This is a genomic window from Burkholderia sp. KJ006 (assembly GCF_000262695.1).
GTDB classification, from domain to species: Bacteria; Pseudomonadota; Gammaproteobacteria; order Burkholderiales; family Burkholderiaceae; genus Burkholderia; species Burkholderia vietnamiensis.
On record NC_017920.1, the window covers coordinates 774,362 to 790,446 of the forward strand.

The 16,085-nt window shown below is 69.1% G+C and carries 13 protein-coding genes; 8 read left to right on the plus strand and 5 right to left on the minus strand.

What is annotated here, in order from left to right:
* Positions 1-7 precede the first annotated feature (7 nt).
* The 5 genes from xdhB (at position 8) to MYA_RS03530 (ending at position 4,612) form a co-directional block, all read left to right on the plus strand.
* Positions 8-2,371: a xanthine dehydrogenase molybdopterin binding subunit gene (xdhB, locus tag MYA_RS03510; protein WP_014722530.1), complete on the plus strand. Its 2,364-nt coding sequence runs from the start codon at positions 8-10 to the stop codon at positions 2,369-2,371.
* A gap of 87 nt (positions 2,372-2,458) precedes the next feature.
* Positions 2,459-3,115, plus strand: coding sequence for a xanthine dehydrogenase accessory protein XdhC (gene xdhC / locus MYA_RS03515; RefSeq protein WP_011883460.1), 657 nt, complete (start codon positions 2,459-2,461; stop codon positions 3,113-3,115).
* A gap of 326 nt (positions 3,116-3,441) precedes the next feature.
* Entirely contained in the window at positions 3,442-3,675 is a 234-nt protein-coding gene (locus MYA_RS03520; protein WP_011883461.1) for a FitA-like ribbon-helix-helix domain-containing protein, read from the plus strand.
* A complete protein-coding gene (locus tag MYA_RS03525; protein ID WP_011883463.1) occupies positions 3,662-4,081 on the plus strand; it encodes a type II toxin-antitoxin system VapC family toxin in 420 nt (139 codons plus the stop codon). The genes MYA_RS03520 and MYA_RS03525 overlap by 14 nt, the downstream gene beginning before the upstream one ends.
* A gap of 129 nt (positions 4,082-4,210) precedes the next feature.
* The gene (locus MYA_RS03530; protein ID WP_014722533.1) at positions 4,211-4,612 is read left to right on the plus strand and encodes a polyketide cyclase; all 402 of its coding nucleotides are present in this window, start codon (positions 4,211-4,213) and stop codon (positions 4,610-4,612) included.
* Between the two features lie 40 nt (positions 4,613-4,652).
* Here the strand turns inward: MYA_RS03530 and MYA_RS03535 are convergent, their stop codons facing one another.
* The 3 genes from MYA_RS03535 to MYA_RS03545 form a co-directional block, all read right to left on the minus strand.
* On the minus strand, positions 4,653-5,597 hold the full coding sequence (locus tag MYA_RS03535) for a LysR family transcriptional regulator (RefSeq protein WP_011883467.1): 945 nt from the start codon (positions 5,595-5,597) through the stop codon (positions 4,653-4,655).
* A 69-nt stretch (positions 5,598-5,666) separates the two neighbouring features.
* Positions 5,667-6,305 (minus strand): 2-hydroxychromene-2-carboxylate isomerase, encoded by a 639-nt coding sequence (locus MYA_RS03540; protein ID WP_011883469.1) that lies wholly within the window; start codon positions 6,303-6,305, stop codon positions 5,667-5,669.
* Between the two features lie 94 nt (positions 6,306-6,399).
* Entirely contained in the window at positions 6,400-7,833 is a 1,434-nt protein-coding gene (locus MYA_RS03545) for a TAXI family TRAP transporter solute-binding subunit (protein ID WP_011883471.1), read from the minus strand.
* A 468-nt stretch (positions 7,834-8,301) separates the two neighbouring features.
* Between MYA_RS03545 and MYA_RS03550 the strand changes: the two genes are divergently transcribed.
* The 3 genes from MYA_RS03550 to MYA_RS03560 all read left to right on the plus strand — a co-directional run bounded on the left by MYA_RS03550 (position 8,302) and on the right by MYA_RS03560 (position 13,343).
* Positions 8,302-8,658 (plus strand): BON domain-containing protein, encoded by a 357-nt coding sequence (locus MYA_RS03550; protein ID WP_011883473.1) that lies wholly within the window; start codon positions 8,302-8,304, stop codon positions 8,656-8,658.
* Positions 8,659-8,809: 151 nt separating this feature from the next.
* Entirely contained in the window at positions 8,810-10,900 is a 2,091-nt protein-coding gene (locus tag MYA_RS03555) for a 3-hydroxybutyrate oligomer hydrolase family protein (protein WP_014722534.1), read from the plus strand.
* A 607-nt stretch (positions 10,901-11,507) separates the two neighbouring features.
* The gene (locus MYA_RS03560) at positions 11,508-13,343 is read left to right on the plus strand and encodes a S10 family peptidase (RefSeq protein WP_041493761.1); all 1,836 of its coding nucleotides are present in this window, start codon (positions 11,508-11,510) and stop codon (positions 13,341-13,343) included.
* 167 nt (positions 13,344-13,510) lie between these two features.
* Here the strand turns inward: MYA_RS03560 and MYA_RS03565 are convergent, their stop codons facing one another.
* Both MYA_RS03565 and MYA_RS03570 read right to left on the minus strand, forming a co-directional pair.
* Positions 13,511-14,299 carry a sulfite exporter TauE/SafE family protein gene (locus MYA_RS03565; protein WP_011883481.1) on the minus strand — a complete coding sequence of 263 codons (789 nt, stop codon included), beginning with the start codon at positions 14,297-14,299 and terminating at the stop codon, positions 13,511-13,513.
* Positions 14,300-14,584: 285 nt separating this feature from the next.
* Positions 14,585-16,024 carry a DHA2 family efflux MFS transporter permease subunit gene (locus MYA_RS03570; protein WP_014722537.1) on the minus strand — a complete coding sequence of 480 codons (1,440 nt, stop codon included), beginning with the start codon at positions 16,022-16,024 and terminating at the stop codon, positions 14,585-14,587.
* Positions 16,025-16,085 lie beyond the last annotated feature (61 nt).

The window sequence follows — 16,085 nt, forward strand, 5'->3', positions numbered from 1 at the left end:
CCCGAACATGAACCAGCAAGCAGAACCGTTCCTGACCGCGCTCGATGCGCAGACCGACGGCGCGCAGGTCCACGTGTCGCGCGTGCACGAATCCGCGCACCTGCACGTGAGCGGCCGCGCCACTTACACCGACGACATCCCGCTCGTCGCCGGCACGCTGCACGCGGCGCTCGGCCTGTCCGCGAAGCCGCACGCGAAGATCGTGTCGATGAACTTCGACGCGGTGCGCGCGACGCCCGGCGTCGTCGCCGTGTTCACGGCCGCCGACATTCCGGGCGTCAACGACTGCGGGCCGATCGTCCACGACGACCCGGTGCTCGCCGACGGCGTCGTGCAGTTCGTCGGCCAGCCGATGTTCATCGTCGTCGCCACGTCGCACGACATCGCGCGGCTCGCCGCGCGCCGCGCGCAGGTCGACTACGAAGAGCTGCCCGCGATCCTCACCGCGCAGGACGCGCGCAACGCCGAGTCGTACGTCATCCCGCCGCTGAAGCTCGCGCGCGGCGACGCGCCCGCGCGGCTCGCGGCGGCCGCGCATCGCGAGTCCGGCGAGATGTATCTCGGCGGGCAGGAGCAGTTCTATCTGGAAGGGCAGATCGCCTACGCGGTGCCGAAGGACGACGACGGCATGCACGTGTACTGCTCGACGCAGCATCCGAGCGAGATGCAGCACCTGGTCGCGCACGTGCTCGGCGTCGCGTCGCACGACGTGCTGGTCGAATGCCGCCGGATGGGCGGCGGGTTCGGCGGCAAGGAATCGCAGTCGGGCCTGTTCGCGTGCTGCGCCGCGCTCGCCGCATGGAAGCTGCTGTGCCCGGTGAAGCTGCGTCCCGATCGCGACGACGACATGATGATCACCGGCAAGCGGCACGACTTTCATTACCGCTTCGACGTCGGCTACGACGACGACGGCCGCATCGACGGCGTCGCGCTCGACATGACGTCGCGCTGCGGCTTCTCGGCCGACCTGTCGGGCCCGGTGATGACGCGCGCGGTGTGCCACTTCGACAACGCGTACTGGCTCGGCGACGTGGCCATCGCCGGCTACTGCGGCAAGACCAACACGCAGTCGAACACCGCGTTCCGTGGCTTCGGCGGCCCCCAGGGCGCGTTCGCGATCGAGTACATCCTCGACGACATCGCGCGCGCGCTCGGCCGCGATCCGCTCGACGTGCGCTACGCGAACCTGTACGGCAAGACCGAGCGCAACGTGACGCCGTACGGGCAGACCGTCGAGGACAACGTGCTGCACGAATTGCTCGGTGAGCTCGAGGCGACGAGCGGCTATCGCGCGCGCCGCGCGGCCGTCAGGGAATTCAACGCGCGCAACGCGGTGCTGAAGAAGGGCATCGCGCTCACGCCGGTGAAGTTCGGCATCGCGTTCAACGTGACGCATTTCAACCAGGCCGGCGCGCTGGTGCACATCTACACCGACGGCTCGGTGCTCGTGAACCACGGCGGCACGGAGATGGGGCAGGGGCTCAACACGAAGGTCGCGCAGGTGGTCGCGCACGAGCTCGGCATCCGCTTCGACCGGATTCGCGTGACCGCGACCGACACGAGCAAGGTGGCGAACACGTCGGCTACCGCCGCGTCGACGGGCTCCGACCTGAACGGCAAGGCCGCGCAGGATGCCGCGCGCCAGCTGCGCGAGCGGCTCGCGGCGTTCGCGGCGAAGCGGTTCGGCGACGGCAGCGTCGCGGCGGCCGACGTGAAGTTCGGCAACGACGTGGTGTGGGTCGGCGCGACCAGCGTGCCGTTCGCCGACGTGGTCGCGAGCGCGTATCTGGCGCGCGTGCAGCTGTGGTCCGACGGCTTCTACGCGACGCCGAAGCTGTACTGGGACCAGTCGAAGCTGCAGGGCCGGCCGTTCTACTACTACTCGTACGGCGCGGCCGTGTCGGAGGTCGTGATCGACACGCTGACGGGCGAAATGCGCACGCTGCGCGTGGACGCGCTGCACGACGTCGGCGCCTCGCTCAATCCCGCGCTCGACATCGGCCAGGTCGAAGGCGCGTTCATCCAGGGGATGGGCTGGCTCACGACCGAGGAGCTGTGGTGGAACGCGGGCGGCAAGCTGATGACGCACGCGCCGTCCACGTACAAGATCCCGACCGTCAACGACACGCCGCCCGCGTTCAACGTGCGGCTGTTCCGCAACCGCAACGTCGAGGACAGCATTCACCGCTCGAAGGCCGTCGGCGAGCCGCCGCTGCTGCTGCCGTTCTCGGTGTTCTTCGCGGTGCGCGACGCGATCGCCGCGGTCGGCGACTACCGCGTGAACCCGCCGCTCGACGCGCCGGCGACCGGCGAGGCGATCCTGCGCGCGGTGCACGCGGTGCGTGCGGCGAGCGCCGCGCGGGCAGGGTGAGATGATGCATCGCCTCTTCACGCTCGCTTCTTGCGCCGGCTTCCGCCCGGCGCTCGGCGTCGTCGGGACGGCCCGGCGGAGGCCGGCATGAACGGCCGCGCTCGTTCGCCGCATGGCGCGGCGCAGGCGCCCGCCGTCCAATGCGACGACGGCGCGTGCGGCAGCGCGCCGTCGCAGCTGCCGCCGTTCGCGCGCGGCACCGGCCAGCGCAATCGCGCAACCGCGGCGCCGCCGCCGATGCACATCGTGCTGTTCGGCGCGGGGCACGTGGGGCATGCGCTCGTCACGCTGCTCGGCGCGCTGCCGTGCGTCGTGCAGTGGGTCGACACGCGCGACGAGCTGTTTCCCGACGAATGTCCGCCGAACGTGCAGCCGGAGCCGACCGACACGCCGGAAGCGGTGGTCGATGCGGCGCCCGCGGGCGCGTACTTCCTCGTGATGACGCACAACCACGCGCTCGACTTCGCGCTCGCCGCGCAGATCATGCGGCGGCACGACTTCGCGTATTTCGGCATGATCGGCTCGCGTACCAAGCGCGTGAAGTTCGAGCGCCGGCTCGTCGCGCGCGGCGTCGATGCGGTGCGGCTCGCGGAGATGGTGTGTCCGATCGGCGTGGCCGGCATCGTCGACAAGGCGCCGGGCGCGATCGCGGTGGCCGTGTGCGCGGAGTTGTTGCAGGTGCGCTCGAAGGTACCCGCGCGCCGTTCGCCGAACCATCGTGAAAGCGCCGGTAGTGTGGAGTAAGCGGCGGCGGCTCTGAACGGCCGAGCATGCGATGCCGTGCTGGCGTCGTGCGAAGACTTTGCCGCCTTGCACGATCGGCCAATCTGTTGGATTTATGCGGGCGCATCCGTTCGGATGGATCACCCGAGGCCGTCACTCCGGAAGCGTCATCGTTGCTTGACCGCGGCTTCGGCCGAAACCGTCCGTGTTGGAGCCGTTATTTCCAAGGCGGCCGTGACGGTCACGTGCTGAGGCATTCGACGAATGCCACCCTGAAAGGCGATCAGTGCTTGCAGCTTCCGCGAAGAGTGCTAGCATTGATATCAACTCGGATGTGGAGGTGAAGCATGGCAACTCTTCTGGTGAGAAATGTGGACGAGGAACTCGTCCAAAGCCTGCGCGAGCGGGCCGCAGCCAACGGGCGTAGTGCGGAGGCCGAGCATCGAGAGATCCTGGCAAAGGCGCTGCGCGCGCCGCAGCGCAAGACGTTCGCGCAGGTGTTGATGAGTATCCCGAACGTCGGAACCGATGCCGATTTTGCGCGCGTGGATGACGGCGAGGCAGCGAATGTTTTTGGTTGATACCAACGTCATCAGCGAAGTACGGAAGCGGGAGCGAGCAGATAAAGGTGTGATGGCGTTTTTCCGCAAGGCCGCGCAGGACGATGCCGATCTGTACCTTTCCGTGGTGACGGTTGGCGAACTGCGGCGCGGTGTGGAAATCATCCGTCACCGTGGCGACAAGTCCCAGGCGACGCGCCTTGAAAACTGGCTCGATGGCGTACTTCGGGAGTTTGCGTCGAACATTCTGGCGGTGGACGAAGAGATCGGGCAGTTGTGGGGACGCCTGCGCGTCCCGCATCCCGAGCACTCGCTCGACAAGTTGATCGCGGCAACGGCGTTGATCCACGACCTGATCGTCGTGACGCGGAACGTCGATGATTTCGCCGGAACGGGCGCACGCGTTCTGAACCCATTCGAAAGCTGATACCCAACGCCGGAGAAAGCGGAGCGCTGAGCGGTTGTTGCTTGCGGTAACGACGCCAGCTGCGCACGCATTCGTCTACACTCCGCAGATCGTGCGGCACCGGGCCGCGCGTTTTTCCCTGCACACCGCATGTCCGATCCGCAGATCTATCTCGATGCACTTTCCGCGAGCGTCGTCGCCATCGAGCGCTGGCTGTCCGGCGCCGATTCCGAGCCCGCGGCCGTCGATGCGCTGCTCGCCGATTTCGCCGCCGATTTCACGATGATCATGACCGACGGCCGCGTGTTCGACCACGCGGGCACGCACGCGCTGTTCGCGAAGCTGGGCGGCGCGAAGCCGGGGCTGCGCATCGCGCTGTCGGACGTTCGCGTGCTCGCGGCCGACGCATCGCATGCGGTGCTCACCTATCTGGAATCGCAGCACGCGGCGTCGGGTGCGTTGCCCGCACGGCGCGCGACCGCCGTGTTCCAGCGCGATGCCACGGGCGCGGTGCGCTGGACGCATCTGCAGGAAACCTTCTGCACGGCCTGAACGCCGGCGCGGCCCCGAACCGGAACGCGAGTGAGCTGATTCAGCGCTTGCGCACGCGCGCCGCGGTCAGTTCGTCGGACACGCTTTGCATCAGCGCGCACAGCCACGCGATGTCGGTCGGGCGATCGGGTTGCGGATGCGTGAGCAGATAGCTCCTGATACGCGGAAACGGCACGGGCGGTTCGACCACGACGAGCGGCAGCAACTGCGCGTAGTGCGTCGCGAAGCGGCGCGTCGTCGTGAAGATCAGGTCCGCCTGCAGCAGCACCTGCGGCACGATGCCGAAGTACGGCAGCGTCGTCACGACGCGGCGCGTGAGCTGCGCACGCGCGAGACCGATCTCGATCGCATTGCGCTTGTCGCCGGTGTAGGGCGTCGGCGCGACGTGCGCGGCCGCGGCATACGCATCGCGCGTGAGCGGCTCATGTGCGAGCGGATGGGCCGCGCGCATCAGGCACACGATCGTGTCGGAGAAGAGGTCCTGGCGCGCGAAGCGCGGGTCGGGCTTCGGCCAGTTGCCGATCACGAGATCGAGCGCGCCCGTTTCGAGCGCGCCCGCATGATCGAGCGCGGGGTTCAGCGAGTCGATTTCCAGATGTGCATGCGGCGCCGCGTCGCGAAAGCGCGCGATCAGCGTCGGCATGAAGAAATCGTTCAGATAGTCGGGCGCGGCGACGCGGAACGTGCGGCGCGCCGACGACGGCTCGAAGTCGCCGTGCGGCGTCGCGATGAAGTCGACCTCGCGCAGCGCGCGCGACGCCGCGCCGAGCAGCGACGCGCCGTACTCGGTCGGCACCATGCCCGACTTGCCGCGCACGAGAATCGGATCGTTCAGCGTTTCGCGCAGCTTGCGCAGCGCGGTGCTGATCGCGGGCTGGGTCTGGTTCAGCCGCAGCGCGGCCTGCGTGACGCTGCGCTCGAGCAGCAGCGTACGCAATACGCGCACGAGCCAGATGTCGAGCGAGGCGGTGCGGTCGTCTTCCATCGATGCAGGGTTGTGCGGGCGAAGCGTAACCTTACCGCAGCCGCCCGCGCGCGGGCGTGATACCGGGCATCACGCGCGGCCCTTCGGCAGCGTGCTGATCCGCTTGACCTCGCCCGACTCGAGCCAGTTCGGCGTGCGTGCGCAGTACAGCACCATCGGCAGTGCATCCTCGCCCCAGAACAGCTGCTGGTTCATCCAGAAGGTCGGCACGCCGAACACGCCGAGCGCGATCGCGTCGTCGGTGTTGCGGCGCAGCTGCGCGCTCGTTTCCTCGAATTCGATCAACTCGTCGCCGTGCCCGACGCCGACGCGCTCGCACAGCGCGGCGAATCCCGCGGGCGTCGACGGATCGTTGCCGTCGTGCCAGATGAAACGGAACATCTCGAGCACGGTGCCGATGTCGGCGCGCATCGCGATCGCGAGGCGCAGCGCCTTGTCGGTGTCGAACGGATGCGCCGGCGGCATCTTGAAGCGGATGCCGAGCTGCTCGGCGCGAAACAGCGCGTGGCGGTACGTGAACACGCGCTTGGCCGGCACGTCGGCGCTCGGCCGCTGTCCCCAATGGCGCTGCAGGTCGGGCAGCGCCACGGCGACGGGCTCGAACGGCACGTCGGGCCACTTGTCGTGCTGTTCGAGCAGCAGGTAGGAGAACGGCGACACGAAGTCGTAGAACCAGGCGGGTTGGGCGGTGTCAAGGCCGGTTGTCATGACGATCTCCAGAGGGGTGGGGCGTGCGCGCCTGGCGGCGGCCTTCATGTTACGCGGTGGCGCGCGGATGCGGTAATGATCGCGGATCGGCCGCTCACGCGGAACCCGGAGTCGCCCGAGGGGTTTCGGCAGTCGGCGGCGCGGCGGCCGCGGGCGGCTGCGACGCGTCCGACATGCGCGCGGGCGCGTCGGGCTCGTGCGCACTCAGCCGTTCGCGCACGAAGCCGATGTGCTCGCGCAGCACGTAGAACTGCCCCGCGTACGCGAGCGGCATCTTCATCCGGTTCACGGCTTCCTCGATATCGTCGAGCTCCTCGAGCAGGTGCACGCGTTCGTCGGCCGTGTGCTCGCCGAGCGCGCGGCGCTCGAGCGCGATCAGCGCGCCGTACCAGCGATAGATCCGCGAGCGCACTCGCCAGCCGTACAGCGACGGCACGAGCCGCAGGCCGGGGATCAGCACGACGATCAGCGGCACCACGACCACCAGCAGCCGGTCGACGAGGCTCGCGACCCAGAACGGCAGCCGGCGGTACAGGAAGCTCTTGCCCGACTTGTAGTAGCGCGCCGCGTCGTCGGACAGCGGGAAGCCGCGCGTGATCGCGGACGGGAATTCGCCGGCGTGCTGCAGGATCGTCGCGTGGCCGTGCACTTCGCGCGCGGCCTCGATCAGCAGGTCCGACAGCGCCGGATGCAGCGTGTCGCGCGCGACCAGCTCGATCGTCGGCGCGACCGTGTGGATGTCGCTGGCCGGCAGGTTGCGGCCGAGATCGTAGACGCCCATCGGCAGCGTGATCGCTGTCAGGTACGGGAAGCGGCGCGCGTACGCTTCGGCCTGCGTGAACGAGTACACGTGTACGCCCGGCGCACGGAACAGCTTCGACATCACCGGGATCTGCGTCGAATCGCCGGACAGGAACGCGGCGTCGATCTTGCCGTCGAGCAGCGCGGTCGCGGCGTCCTCGCCGGCGATCGGCAGCAGCTCGGTCGGGCCGCCCGGCACGATGCCGTTCATCTTCAGCAGCGCGAGGCTCAGCTCGCGTGCACCGCTGCCCTGCGGGCCGAGCGCGAGCCGCTTGCCCTTGAAATCGGACAGGCGCGCGACCACCGCGCCGCGATACATGATCGCGAGCGGCACGTAGCCGATGCTGCCGAGCGATACCAGTTGCTCGTCGCGTTCCTTCGAACCGATGCCGCTCTGCACGAAGCCGACGTCGACCGGTGCGTTCGGGTCGGACAGCCGCGCGAGGTTCTGCGCGGAGCCCTCGGACGCTTCGACGTCGAGCGTGATGCCGTTCTTCGCGAGGATCGCCTTGTATTTCTGCGCGGCGTTCCAGTACGTGCTGCCGGGCGGCCCGGCCGAAATCACGAGCGTGGACGGCGGCGCGGGCTGGATCAGCTTGACCGCGAGCCACACGGCCGCCGCCGCGAGCAGCACGGTGGGGCCGATCGACAGCGCGAGGTCGCGCCACGACACCGCGACGAAGCGGGCGAGGATGCGGCGGGGTGGACGCGGGCTGGCAGGCTTCATGGAAATCGACAGATGACACGGCCGTGACGCATCGATGACGAGCGGCGCCAACGATGCGGGTTCAGCCGGCGATGGTACCTGGTTTCGCGTCGTTGGCGCGAGTGGGGGTTGTGCGCCGGTTGTGCGCCGTGCGGGGGCCGGAGATTTTGCCCGCCGGCGTCGCTGGGCCGGCTTCGCGCGCTCGCGCGTCAAAGTCTTTGCGCTTCCGCGGGCGCTGGATTACATTGTGCGTCGCAGCCGCGACCGATTCGCGCGCGACCCGGCACCCAACGAGACCGGGCGCGTCCGGCCGGCGGCTGTCCGGCCCGGCCGGCCCGCATTTGCGTGCGCCGGCCGCCGGCCCGTGTCGCCTCTCTCGCATCGCCGTGGAAATCATCGGCCGTCCCGCCCCTTCGCGCGCGGGCCGGCTGCCTTTGGGGGTATCCGGCCGTACTGTGCACGGCCGTTCCGAAGTCACAAGGAGATAGCATGAAGTCGATCGTGTTGAGAGCGTTGGGTGTTGCGGCCGTGGCGGCCTGTCTGACGGGCAGCGTGTACGCGCAGTCGAGCGATGCGGCGGCCACCGAGGCGGCGGCGAGCTCGCCGAAGGCCGCGGCCAAGACCGCGAAGAAGGCGAACCGCAAGCTCGGCTACGCGGTGCGCAAGGCCATTACGAAGGCAGGCGGCGTCGACGTGGCGAACCTGGTCGTCCGCTCGAAGGGCGGCGCGATCACGCTGGAGGGCACCGTGCCCGACCAGGCACAGATCGACAAGGCGGAAGAGGCAGCGAAAAGCGTACACGGCGTGACGTCGGTCACGAACAAGCTGACGGTCCAGCAGCAATAATGCGGGGCGGCGGCGCGCGAGCGCGCCGCAAGCGCCTGCTTTCCGGCGGGCCCCGGCGTGCCGGGGCCCGTTTGCGCTTCAGGGCCGTGCGCCGCGCACGACGCGGCGGCCGGCCGATAACGATATCGATATCGACACTGAGAGGGCGGCAATGGACACGCACGGGTGGGGTAGTCGAATTCTTGTCGGCGCGGCGCTCGCCGCACTCACGATGCTGGGCGCCTGCAACGGCGACGAGACGGCCGAGCGCAACCAGCTGCCCGTGTTCGTGTCGGGCTCGGTGCGCACGACCGCGTACGACGGCGCGAGCGACGACCTGCTGACGGCCGGCCTCGGCAAGACGGGCCTCGCGTCCGCCGCCGCGCCCGCGTTCGCGGACCCGTCGCGGCCGACCGCCGCCGAGCTGCGCCGCGTCGCGATCTGGTCGAATTACCGCGCGCTCGTCGACATGAGCGCGAACGGCGGATACGGCCGCTTCTGGGGGCCGAACGTCGACCTCGACGGCAACGACACGCTCGGCGAAGGCAAGATCGCCGGCACCGAATATCTCGCGTATGCCGACGACGGCAGCGGCCGCAAGAACGTGACGCTGCTCGTGCAGGTGCCGGCGAGCTTCGATCCCGCGCAGCCGTGCATCGTCACCGCGACGTCGTCGGGCTCGCGCGGCGTGTACGGCGCCATTTCCGCGGCCGGCGAATGGGGCCTCAAGCGCGGCTGCGCGGTCGCATACAACGACAAGGGCGGCGGCAACGGCGCGCAGGAGCTCGGCTCCAACACCGTCACGCTGATCGACGGCACGCTCGCCAACGCGGTGCTGGCCGGCAGCGCGAGCCTGTTTACCGCCAACCTGACGAGCGGCGACCTCGCCGCGTTCAACAGCCGCTTCCCGAACCGCTACGCGTTCAAGCACGCCCATTCGCAGCAGAACCCCGAGCACGACTGGGGCCGCGCGACGCTGCAGTCGGTCGAATTCGCATACTGGGCGCTCAACCAACAGTTCGCGCCGCTCGTCGACGGCTCGCATCGCGGCGTGCGCTACCGCGCGGGCGACATCACGACGATCGCCGCGTCGGTGAGCAACGGCGGCGGCGCGGCGCTCGCGGCGGCCGAACAGGACACGCGCCGCTGGATCACCGCGGTGGTGGTCGGCGAGCCGCAGATCAACGTGCGGATGGCGCCGAACGCCGTCGTGCGCGAAAGCGGCCGGCCGGTGCCGTCGTTCGGCCGGCCGCTGGCCGACTACGCGACGCTCGCGAACCTGCTGGAGCCGTGCGCGGCCGCGTCGGCGTCGCTCGCGAGCGAGCCCTATCTGAGCGCGCTGCCGCTCGCGACCACGCAGTCGATCCGCACGCAGCGCTGTGCGACGCTCGCCGCAGCCGGGCTCGTATCGGGCGCCGATACGCAGAGCCAGGCCGCCGACGCGCTCGCGCAACTGCATGCGGCCGGCTACCTCGCCGATTCGGACCTGCTGCAGGCGTCGATGTGGGATTCGCAGGCGATTCCGGCGATCGCGGTCACCTATGCGAACGCGTACACGCGCTCGAGCGTCGCCGACAACCTGTGCAACTTCAGCTTCGCGACGACCAATGCGGCGACCGGCGCGGTGGCGGCGCCTGCCGCGTCGCCGATGCCGGCCGTGTTCGGCCTCGGCAACGGCGTGCCGCCGACGGCCGGCATCAACCTCGTGTTCAACACCGGCGCGGGCGTCGACCACCGGCTCGCGACGCCCGACGCGAGCTTCGCGGGCGCGCTATGCCTGCGTCAGCTGTGGACCAACGGGATGCTCGACATGCCGGCGAACGTCGAGGCCGTGCGCGTGAACGCGAACCTGCAGGGCAAGCCCGCGATCATCGTGCAGGGCCGCAGCGACGCGCTCGTGCCGGTGAACCACGCGTCGCGCGCGTACGTCGCGCAGAACAGCATCAGCGAAGGCGGGCGCAGCCAGCTGGTGTTCTACGAGGTGACCAACGGGCAGCACTTCGATGCGTTCCTGCCGGTCGCGGGCTTCGACACGCGCTTCGTGCCGGTCCACTACTACAACGTGCAGGCGCTGAACCTGATGTGGCGGCATCTGAAGAGCGGCGCGCCGCTGCCGCCGTCGCAGGTGATCCGCACGGTGCCGCGCGGCGGCACGCCGGGCGCCGCGCCGGCGCTGACCAGCGCGAACCTGCCGCCGATCTCGACGGCGCCGGGTGCGAACGCGATCGCGGCCGGCGCCGGCGCGATCGACGTGCCGCTCTGACGGCGCGCCGCGCCGCATTCCCCGCAGCCGGATGGTCGTCCGGCTTTTTCTTTTTTGGCGCTGGAAATCGCTTCGGCGTTCACTCCTCATCGACCGGTCCGCGCTGTAACAAATTATTACTTTACGGCCCAAAACCCCGCTTCTATTATTCGCCGAGATTTTCACTTAATTTAATAAATTACCTTATCGGCGATATTTCTTTCCAAATAGTTATTCGATCCTTTCGGTTTTATTAAATCGGCTCGCGTCTCGATTGACCGCTTGTTCCGGTTAATCGGCATGTCGCCGAAGGGGATTGCTCGTCCATTCCGGGCGACGCGTGCATGGCCGTGCGGGTCAGGCCGGGCAAGTATTTGCCGTTGCATTTCGGCGCGACGCATTGGCGCAGCATGCGCGCGCGGCCGTCGATTATTGAATCGTCGTTCCCGATGGAATTGATTCCATCGTGCATTCGAAATACGGGTGGGGTAAATCGTGCCGGCCGGCAATGGCCGGGGCGGTAAAAAACTCGGAGTGCGTCGCAAAACGAATGCGCTCCCGGTGCGGAGCGTCGGCGCAAATGATCCTTTGCGCCGACGGTATTTATCGTTCTATTCGAGAGGCAATAATGACGACACGGAAGTCCTTGAAAGACGGTTTCGCGCTATTTGGAACGACACTGAGCGTGCCGCTCGCGGCGGCGGCGGCCGCGGCGCTGCTCGTCACCGGCTGCGGCGGCGACGACGGCTCCGGCCCGAGCGCCGCCACCGCGGCGGCCGTGACGGCGGCCAACGGCAGCACGTCCGCCACGACGAATGCCCCGGCCGCCGTGCCCGCGGACCAGCCGTACGTCGACGACGACGTCTACGGCACCGGCCCGGACGATGCGGTCACCGACTCGGCCGAAGGCGCCGCGGTCGTGCATCGCCAGGTCGCGATCGGCGGCAAGACGATCCAGTACACGGCCACGACCGGCCACCTGACGACGATCGATCCGGTCACGTCCGCACCGAACGCGAAGATGTTCTACGTCGCCTACACGCAGGACAATCCCGACCCGTCGAAGCCGCGCCCGGTCACGTTCTTTTACAACGGCGGGCCGGGCTCGTCGTCGGTCTACCTGCTGCTCGGCTCGTTCGGGCCGAAGCGCCTGCAATCGTCGTTTCCGAACTTCACGCCGCCCGCGCCGTACAAGCTGCTCGACAACCCCGACAGCCTGCTCGATCGCACCGATCTGGTGTTCATCAACCCGGTCGGCACCGGCTACTCGACGGCGATCGCGCCGGCGAAGAACAAGGACTTCTGGGGCACCGACCAGGACGCGCGCTCGATCGACCGCTTCATCCAGCGCTACCTGACCAAGTATTCGCGCTGGAATTCGCCGAAGTTCCTGTTCGGCGAGTCGTACGGCACGGCGCGCAGCGCGGTCGTGTCGTGGGTGCTGCACGAGGACGGCATCGACCTGAACGGGATCACGCTGCAGTCGTCGATCCTCGACTATGCGAATGCGCTGTCCGCGCCCGGCACGTTCCCGACGCTCGCGGCCGACGCGTTCTACTGGAAGAAGACGACGCTCAATCCGGCGCCGACCGATCTCGACGCGTACATGGCGCAGGCCCGCCACTACGCGGACGACACGCTCGCGCCGCTCGCGCAGAAGCCGAACCCGCAGGACGGCGGCTTCGTGAACGTGCGGCTGAACCTGAACCAGCGGACCGCGCAGCAGATGGGCGCGTACATTGGCACCGACGCGACGACGCTGATCCAGACCTTCGGCAACCCGGCCGCGCTCGGCAACGTGCCGTCGTCGGACGACAACCCGCCGTACACGTTCTTCCTGACGCTCGTGCCCGGCACCCAGATCGGCCAGTACGACGGCCGCGCGAACTTCACGGGCAAGGGCATCGCGCCGTACATCCTGCCGAACTCGGGCAGCAACGATCCGTCGATCACGAACGTCGGCGGCGCGTACACGGTGCTGTGGAACAGCTACATCAACACCGATCTCAAGTACACGTCGACGTCGTCGTTCGTGGATCTGAACGACCAGGTGTTCAACAACTGGGACTTCAGCCACACCGACCCGACCGGCGCGAACAAGGGCGGTGGCAATACGCTGTACACGGCCGGCGACCTGGCGGCGACGATGAGCGTCAACCCGGACCTGAAGGTGCTGTCGGCGAACGGCTATTTCGACGCGGTCACGCCGTTCCACCAGACCGAGCTGACGCTCGCGCAGATGCCGCTCGATCCGACGCTCAAGGCGCAGAACCTGACGATCAAGAACTACCCGTCGGGGCACATGATCTATCTGAACGATGCGTCGCGAACCGCGCTGAAGGGCGATCTCGGCAGCTTCTACGACGGGATCCTCGCGAACCGCGGCGCGTTGCAGCGCGTGCTGAAGCTGCAGGCGCGCACGCTGCAGATGAAGCAGCAGCAACTGCAGCAGCAGGGGCAGTAAGCGTCGCGCCGCGGCTCGCGCGGCCCGGCCTCGGGCCGGGCGCTGCGGGCTCGCGGTGCGCTTATGGACGACAGCCCGATCGGCGCGAGCCGGTCGGGCTGTTTTTTCAGACGAATCGCCGGCGCGCGACGCGCGGGCGGGTGCGGCGGGGAACCGCGCAGCCGTGCTTACGCGAGCACGAGCCGCACGCCGACCGCGATCAGCGTCGCGGCGAGCAGGTTGCGCAGCAGCCGCTCGGGCGCGCGCGCCGACAGCAGGCTGCCGATCACGATGCCCGGCAGCGAGCCGAGCAGCAGCGACAGCAGCATCGACCAGTCGACCGAGCCGAGCAGCCAGTGGCCCATGCCGGCGACGAGCGTGAGCGGCACCGCGTGCGCGATGTCGGAGCCGACGATGCGGCTGGTCGCGAGCGCCGGATACAGCAACAGCAGCACGGTGACGCCGATCGCGCCGGCGCCGACCGACGTCATCGACACCAGCACGCCGAGCACGGCGCCGGTCAGCACGGTCGACCACAGCGTGCGCGCGGGGCTCGGCGCGAGCGGATTGCGCGCGGCGAGCGCGGTGAGCTGCGGGCGGAAGATCAGCGCGAGCGACGTGAGCAGCAGCGCGACGCCGAGCACCAGCTGGATCGTGCGTGCGGTGCTGGGCGAATTCATCCCGTGCGTGTGGAGCACCCACAGCGTGACGGCGGCGGCCGGCACGCTGCCGGCCGCGAGCCGGCCGGTGATGCGCCAGTCGACCGATCCTTTCAGCCCGTGCACGAGCGTGCCGGTGGCCTTGGTCGCGGCCGCGTACAGCAGGTCGGTGCCGACCGCCGTCGCGGGGTGGACGCCGAACAGCAGCACCAGGATCGGCGTCATCAGCGAACCGCCGCCGACGCCCGTCAGACCGACGAGGATGCCGACGAACAGGCCGGACAGGGAGTACAGCGGATCGATATGGGGAAGCGACATCGGAAGCAGGCGGTTATGCGGCGTTCGGCGGCGGCGCGCAGGTCAAAGTCCGCCATTGTCGCAAATGTGGCGAGCCGGTGTACGACTACGTTAAAAATCGATGCGCAAAGTCGGCCGGGCAGCCGGTGCCGGCACCTGAAACGGCCGTTTGAATGGATCGCGCGGCCGTGGCGCGGGCGGCCCGGCTGCGGGCGGCCCGCGGCGCATGCGCATGCCTTTGGGACCGTGGCGGAACACGGCGCCGCAACGAAGGCCGGCGCGGCCGGCCGCCGCGCCTCAGGGCAGTCAGTGGACCGCGGGACCGACGCCCGGCATAGCATCCTGCCGGCGAATGCGCAGCGCGAGGCCGAGCAGCCCGGCGGCGGCCGCGAACGCCGCGCCGACCGCGAACGCGGCGTGGTAGCCGCCGTTCAGCGCGTCGAGCGATGCGGCTCGTGCGGCCGCGAGCGCCTCGGTGCGGGCCGCGGCGAGGCTCGCAAGCACCGCGAGGCCGAGCGCGCCGCCCATCATGAAGGCGGTGTTGACGATGCCCGATGCGAGCCCGGAATCGGCCGGCTCGACGTCGCTCATCGCGGCGAGCAGCACTGGATTGAATGCGACGCCCGCGCCGATGCCGAGCAGCGTCATGCCGGGCAGCACGTGCCACACGAAGCCGCCGTCCACGGGCGCGCGCGAGAACAGCGCCAGCCCGCAGGCGGCGATCAGCAGGCCGGCCGCGATCGGGCCGCGGATCCCGCAGCGCATCACGATGCGCGCCGACAGCCCGAGCGAGAACGCGGCCATGATCAGATTGGCCGGCAGGAACGCGAGGCCGACCTGCAGCGGCCCGTAGCCGAGCACGCGTTGCATGTACAGCGCGGACAGGAAGAACCAGGCGAACATCGCCGCCGCCCACAGCACGCCGATGACGTTGGCGAGCGCGACGTTGCGCGCGGCGAACAGCGTCAGCGGCATCAGCGGATGCGCGACGCGCGCCTCGATCGCGATGAACGCCGCGAGCAGCGCGAGCGCCGCGCCGATCAGCCCGACGGTCTGCGGCGACAGCCAGCCGGCCTCGTTGCCGCCGACGATCCCGTAGACGGCCAGCATCAGCGACGCCGTCACGGTGAGCGCGCCCGCGACGTCGAGCCGCGCGGCGTCGGCCGGCACGCGCACGCGCGGCAGCAGCGCGACGCACATCGCATAGACGGCGATGCCGATCGGCAGGTTGACGAGGAAGATCCAGTGCCACGACAGCGTGCTGGTCAGCAGCCCGCCGAGCAGCACGCCGAGGCTGCCGCCGCCCGCGCAGACGAAGCCGTAGACGCCCATCGCGCGCGCCCGTTCGCCGGGCTCGGTGAACAGGTTCATGATCAGCGACAGCGACACGGCCGACACCACCGCGCCGCCGAAGCCCTGCACCGCGCGCGCGGCGATCAGCAGCGTCTGCGAGGGCGCGACGCCGCATGCGAGCGACGCGAGCGTGAACACCACGAGGCCCGCGAGGAACATGCGGCGCTGGCCGTACAGGTCGCCGAGCCGGCCGCCGAGCAGCAGAAAGCCGCCGAACGTCAAGAGGTACGCGTTGACGACCCAGACGAGCGCCGTCCCGGTGAAATGGAGGTCGGCGCCGATCGACGGCAGCGCGACGTTCACGATCGTGCTGTCGAGCACGATCATCAGCACGCCGAGGCACAGGACGATCAGCGCATACCAGCGCTGCTGGCCGTGGATTCCATGGGTCATCGTCTGCAGCCTCGCTCTGATAGTTATTTGAAAGGCTGAATTGTAGACGCCGTTCGCGCCG

Coding starts and splice junctions, on each gene's coding strand:
- xdhC (WP_011883460.1), top strand. CDS start 2,459: ATGAACGGCCGCGCTCGTTCGCCGCATGGCGCGGCGCAGGCGCCCGCC.
- MYA_RS03530 (WP_014722533.1), top strand. CDS start 4,211: ATGTCCGATCCGCAGATCTATCTCGATGCACTTTCCGCGAGCGTCGTC.
- MYA_RS03565 (WP_011883481.1), bottom strand. CDS start 14,299: ATGTCGCTTCCCCATATCGATCCGCTGTACTCCCTGTCCGGCCTGTTC.
- MYA_RS03535 (WP_011883467.1), bottom strand. CDS start 5,597: ATGGAAGACGACCGCACCGCCTCGCTCGACATCTGGCTCGTGCGCGTA.
- xdhB (WP_014722530.1), top strand. CDS start 8: ATGAACCAGCAAGCAGAACCGTTCCTGACCGCGCTCGATGCGCAGACC.
- MYA_RS03550 (WP_011883473.1), top strand. CDS start 8,302: ATGAAGTCGATCGTGTTGAGAGCGTTGGGTGTTGCGGCCGTGGCGGCC.
- MYA_RS03555 (WP_014722534.1), top strand. CDS start 8,810: ATGGACACGCACGGGTGGGGTAGTCGAATTCTTGTCGGCGCGGCGCTC.
- MYA_RS03520 (WP_011883461.1), top strand. CDS start 3,442: ATGGCAACTCTTCTGGTGAGAAATGTGGACGAGGAACTCGTCCAAAGC.
- MYA_RS03560 (WP_041493761.1), top strand. CDS start 11,508: ATGACGACACGGAAGTCCTTGAAAGACGGTTTCGCGCTATTTGGAACG.
- MYA_RS03525 (WP_011883463.1), top strand. CDS start 3,662: ATGTTTTTGGTTGATACCAACGTCATCAGCGAAGTACGGAAGCGGGAG.
- MYA_RS03570 (WP_014722537.1), bottom strand. CDS start 16,024: ATGACCCATGGAATCCACGGCCAGCAGCGCTGGTATGCGCTGATCGTC.
- MYA_RS03540 (WP_011883469.1), bottom strand. CDS start 6,305: ATGACAACCGGCCTTGACACCGCCCAACCCGCCTGGTTCTACGACTTC.
- MYA_RS03545 (WP_011883471.1), bottom strand. CDS start 7,833: ATGAAGCCTGCCAGCCCGCGTCCACCCCGCCGCATCCTCGCCCGCTTC.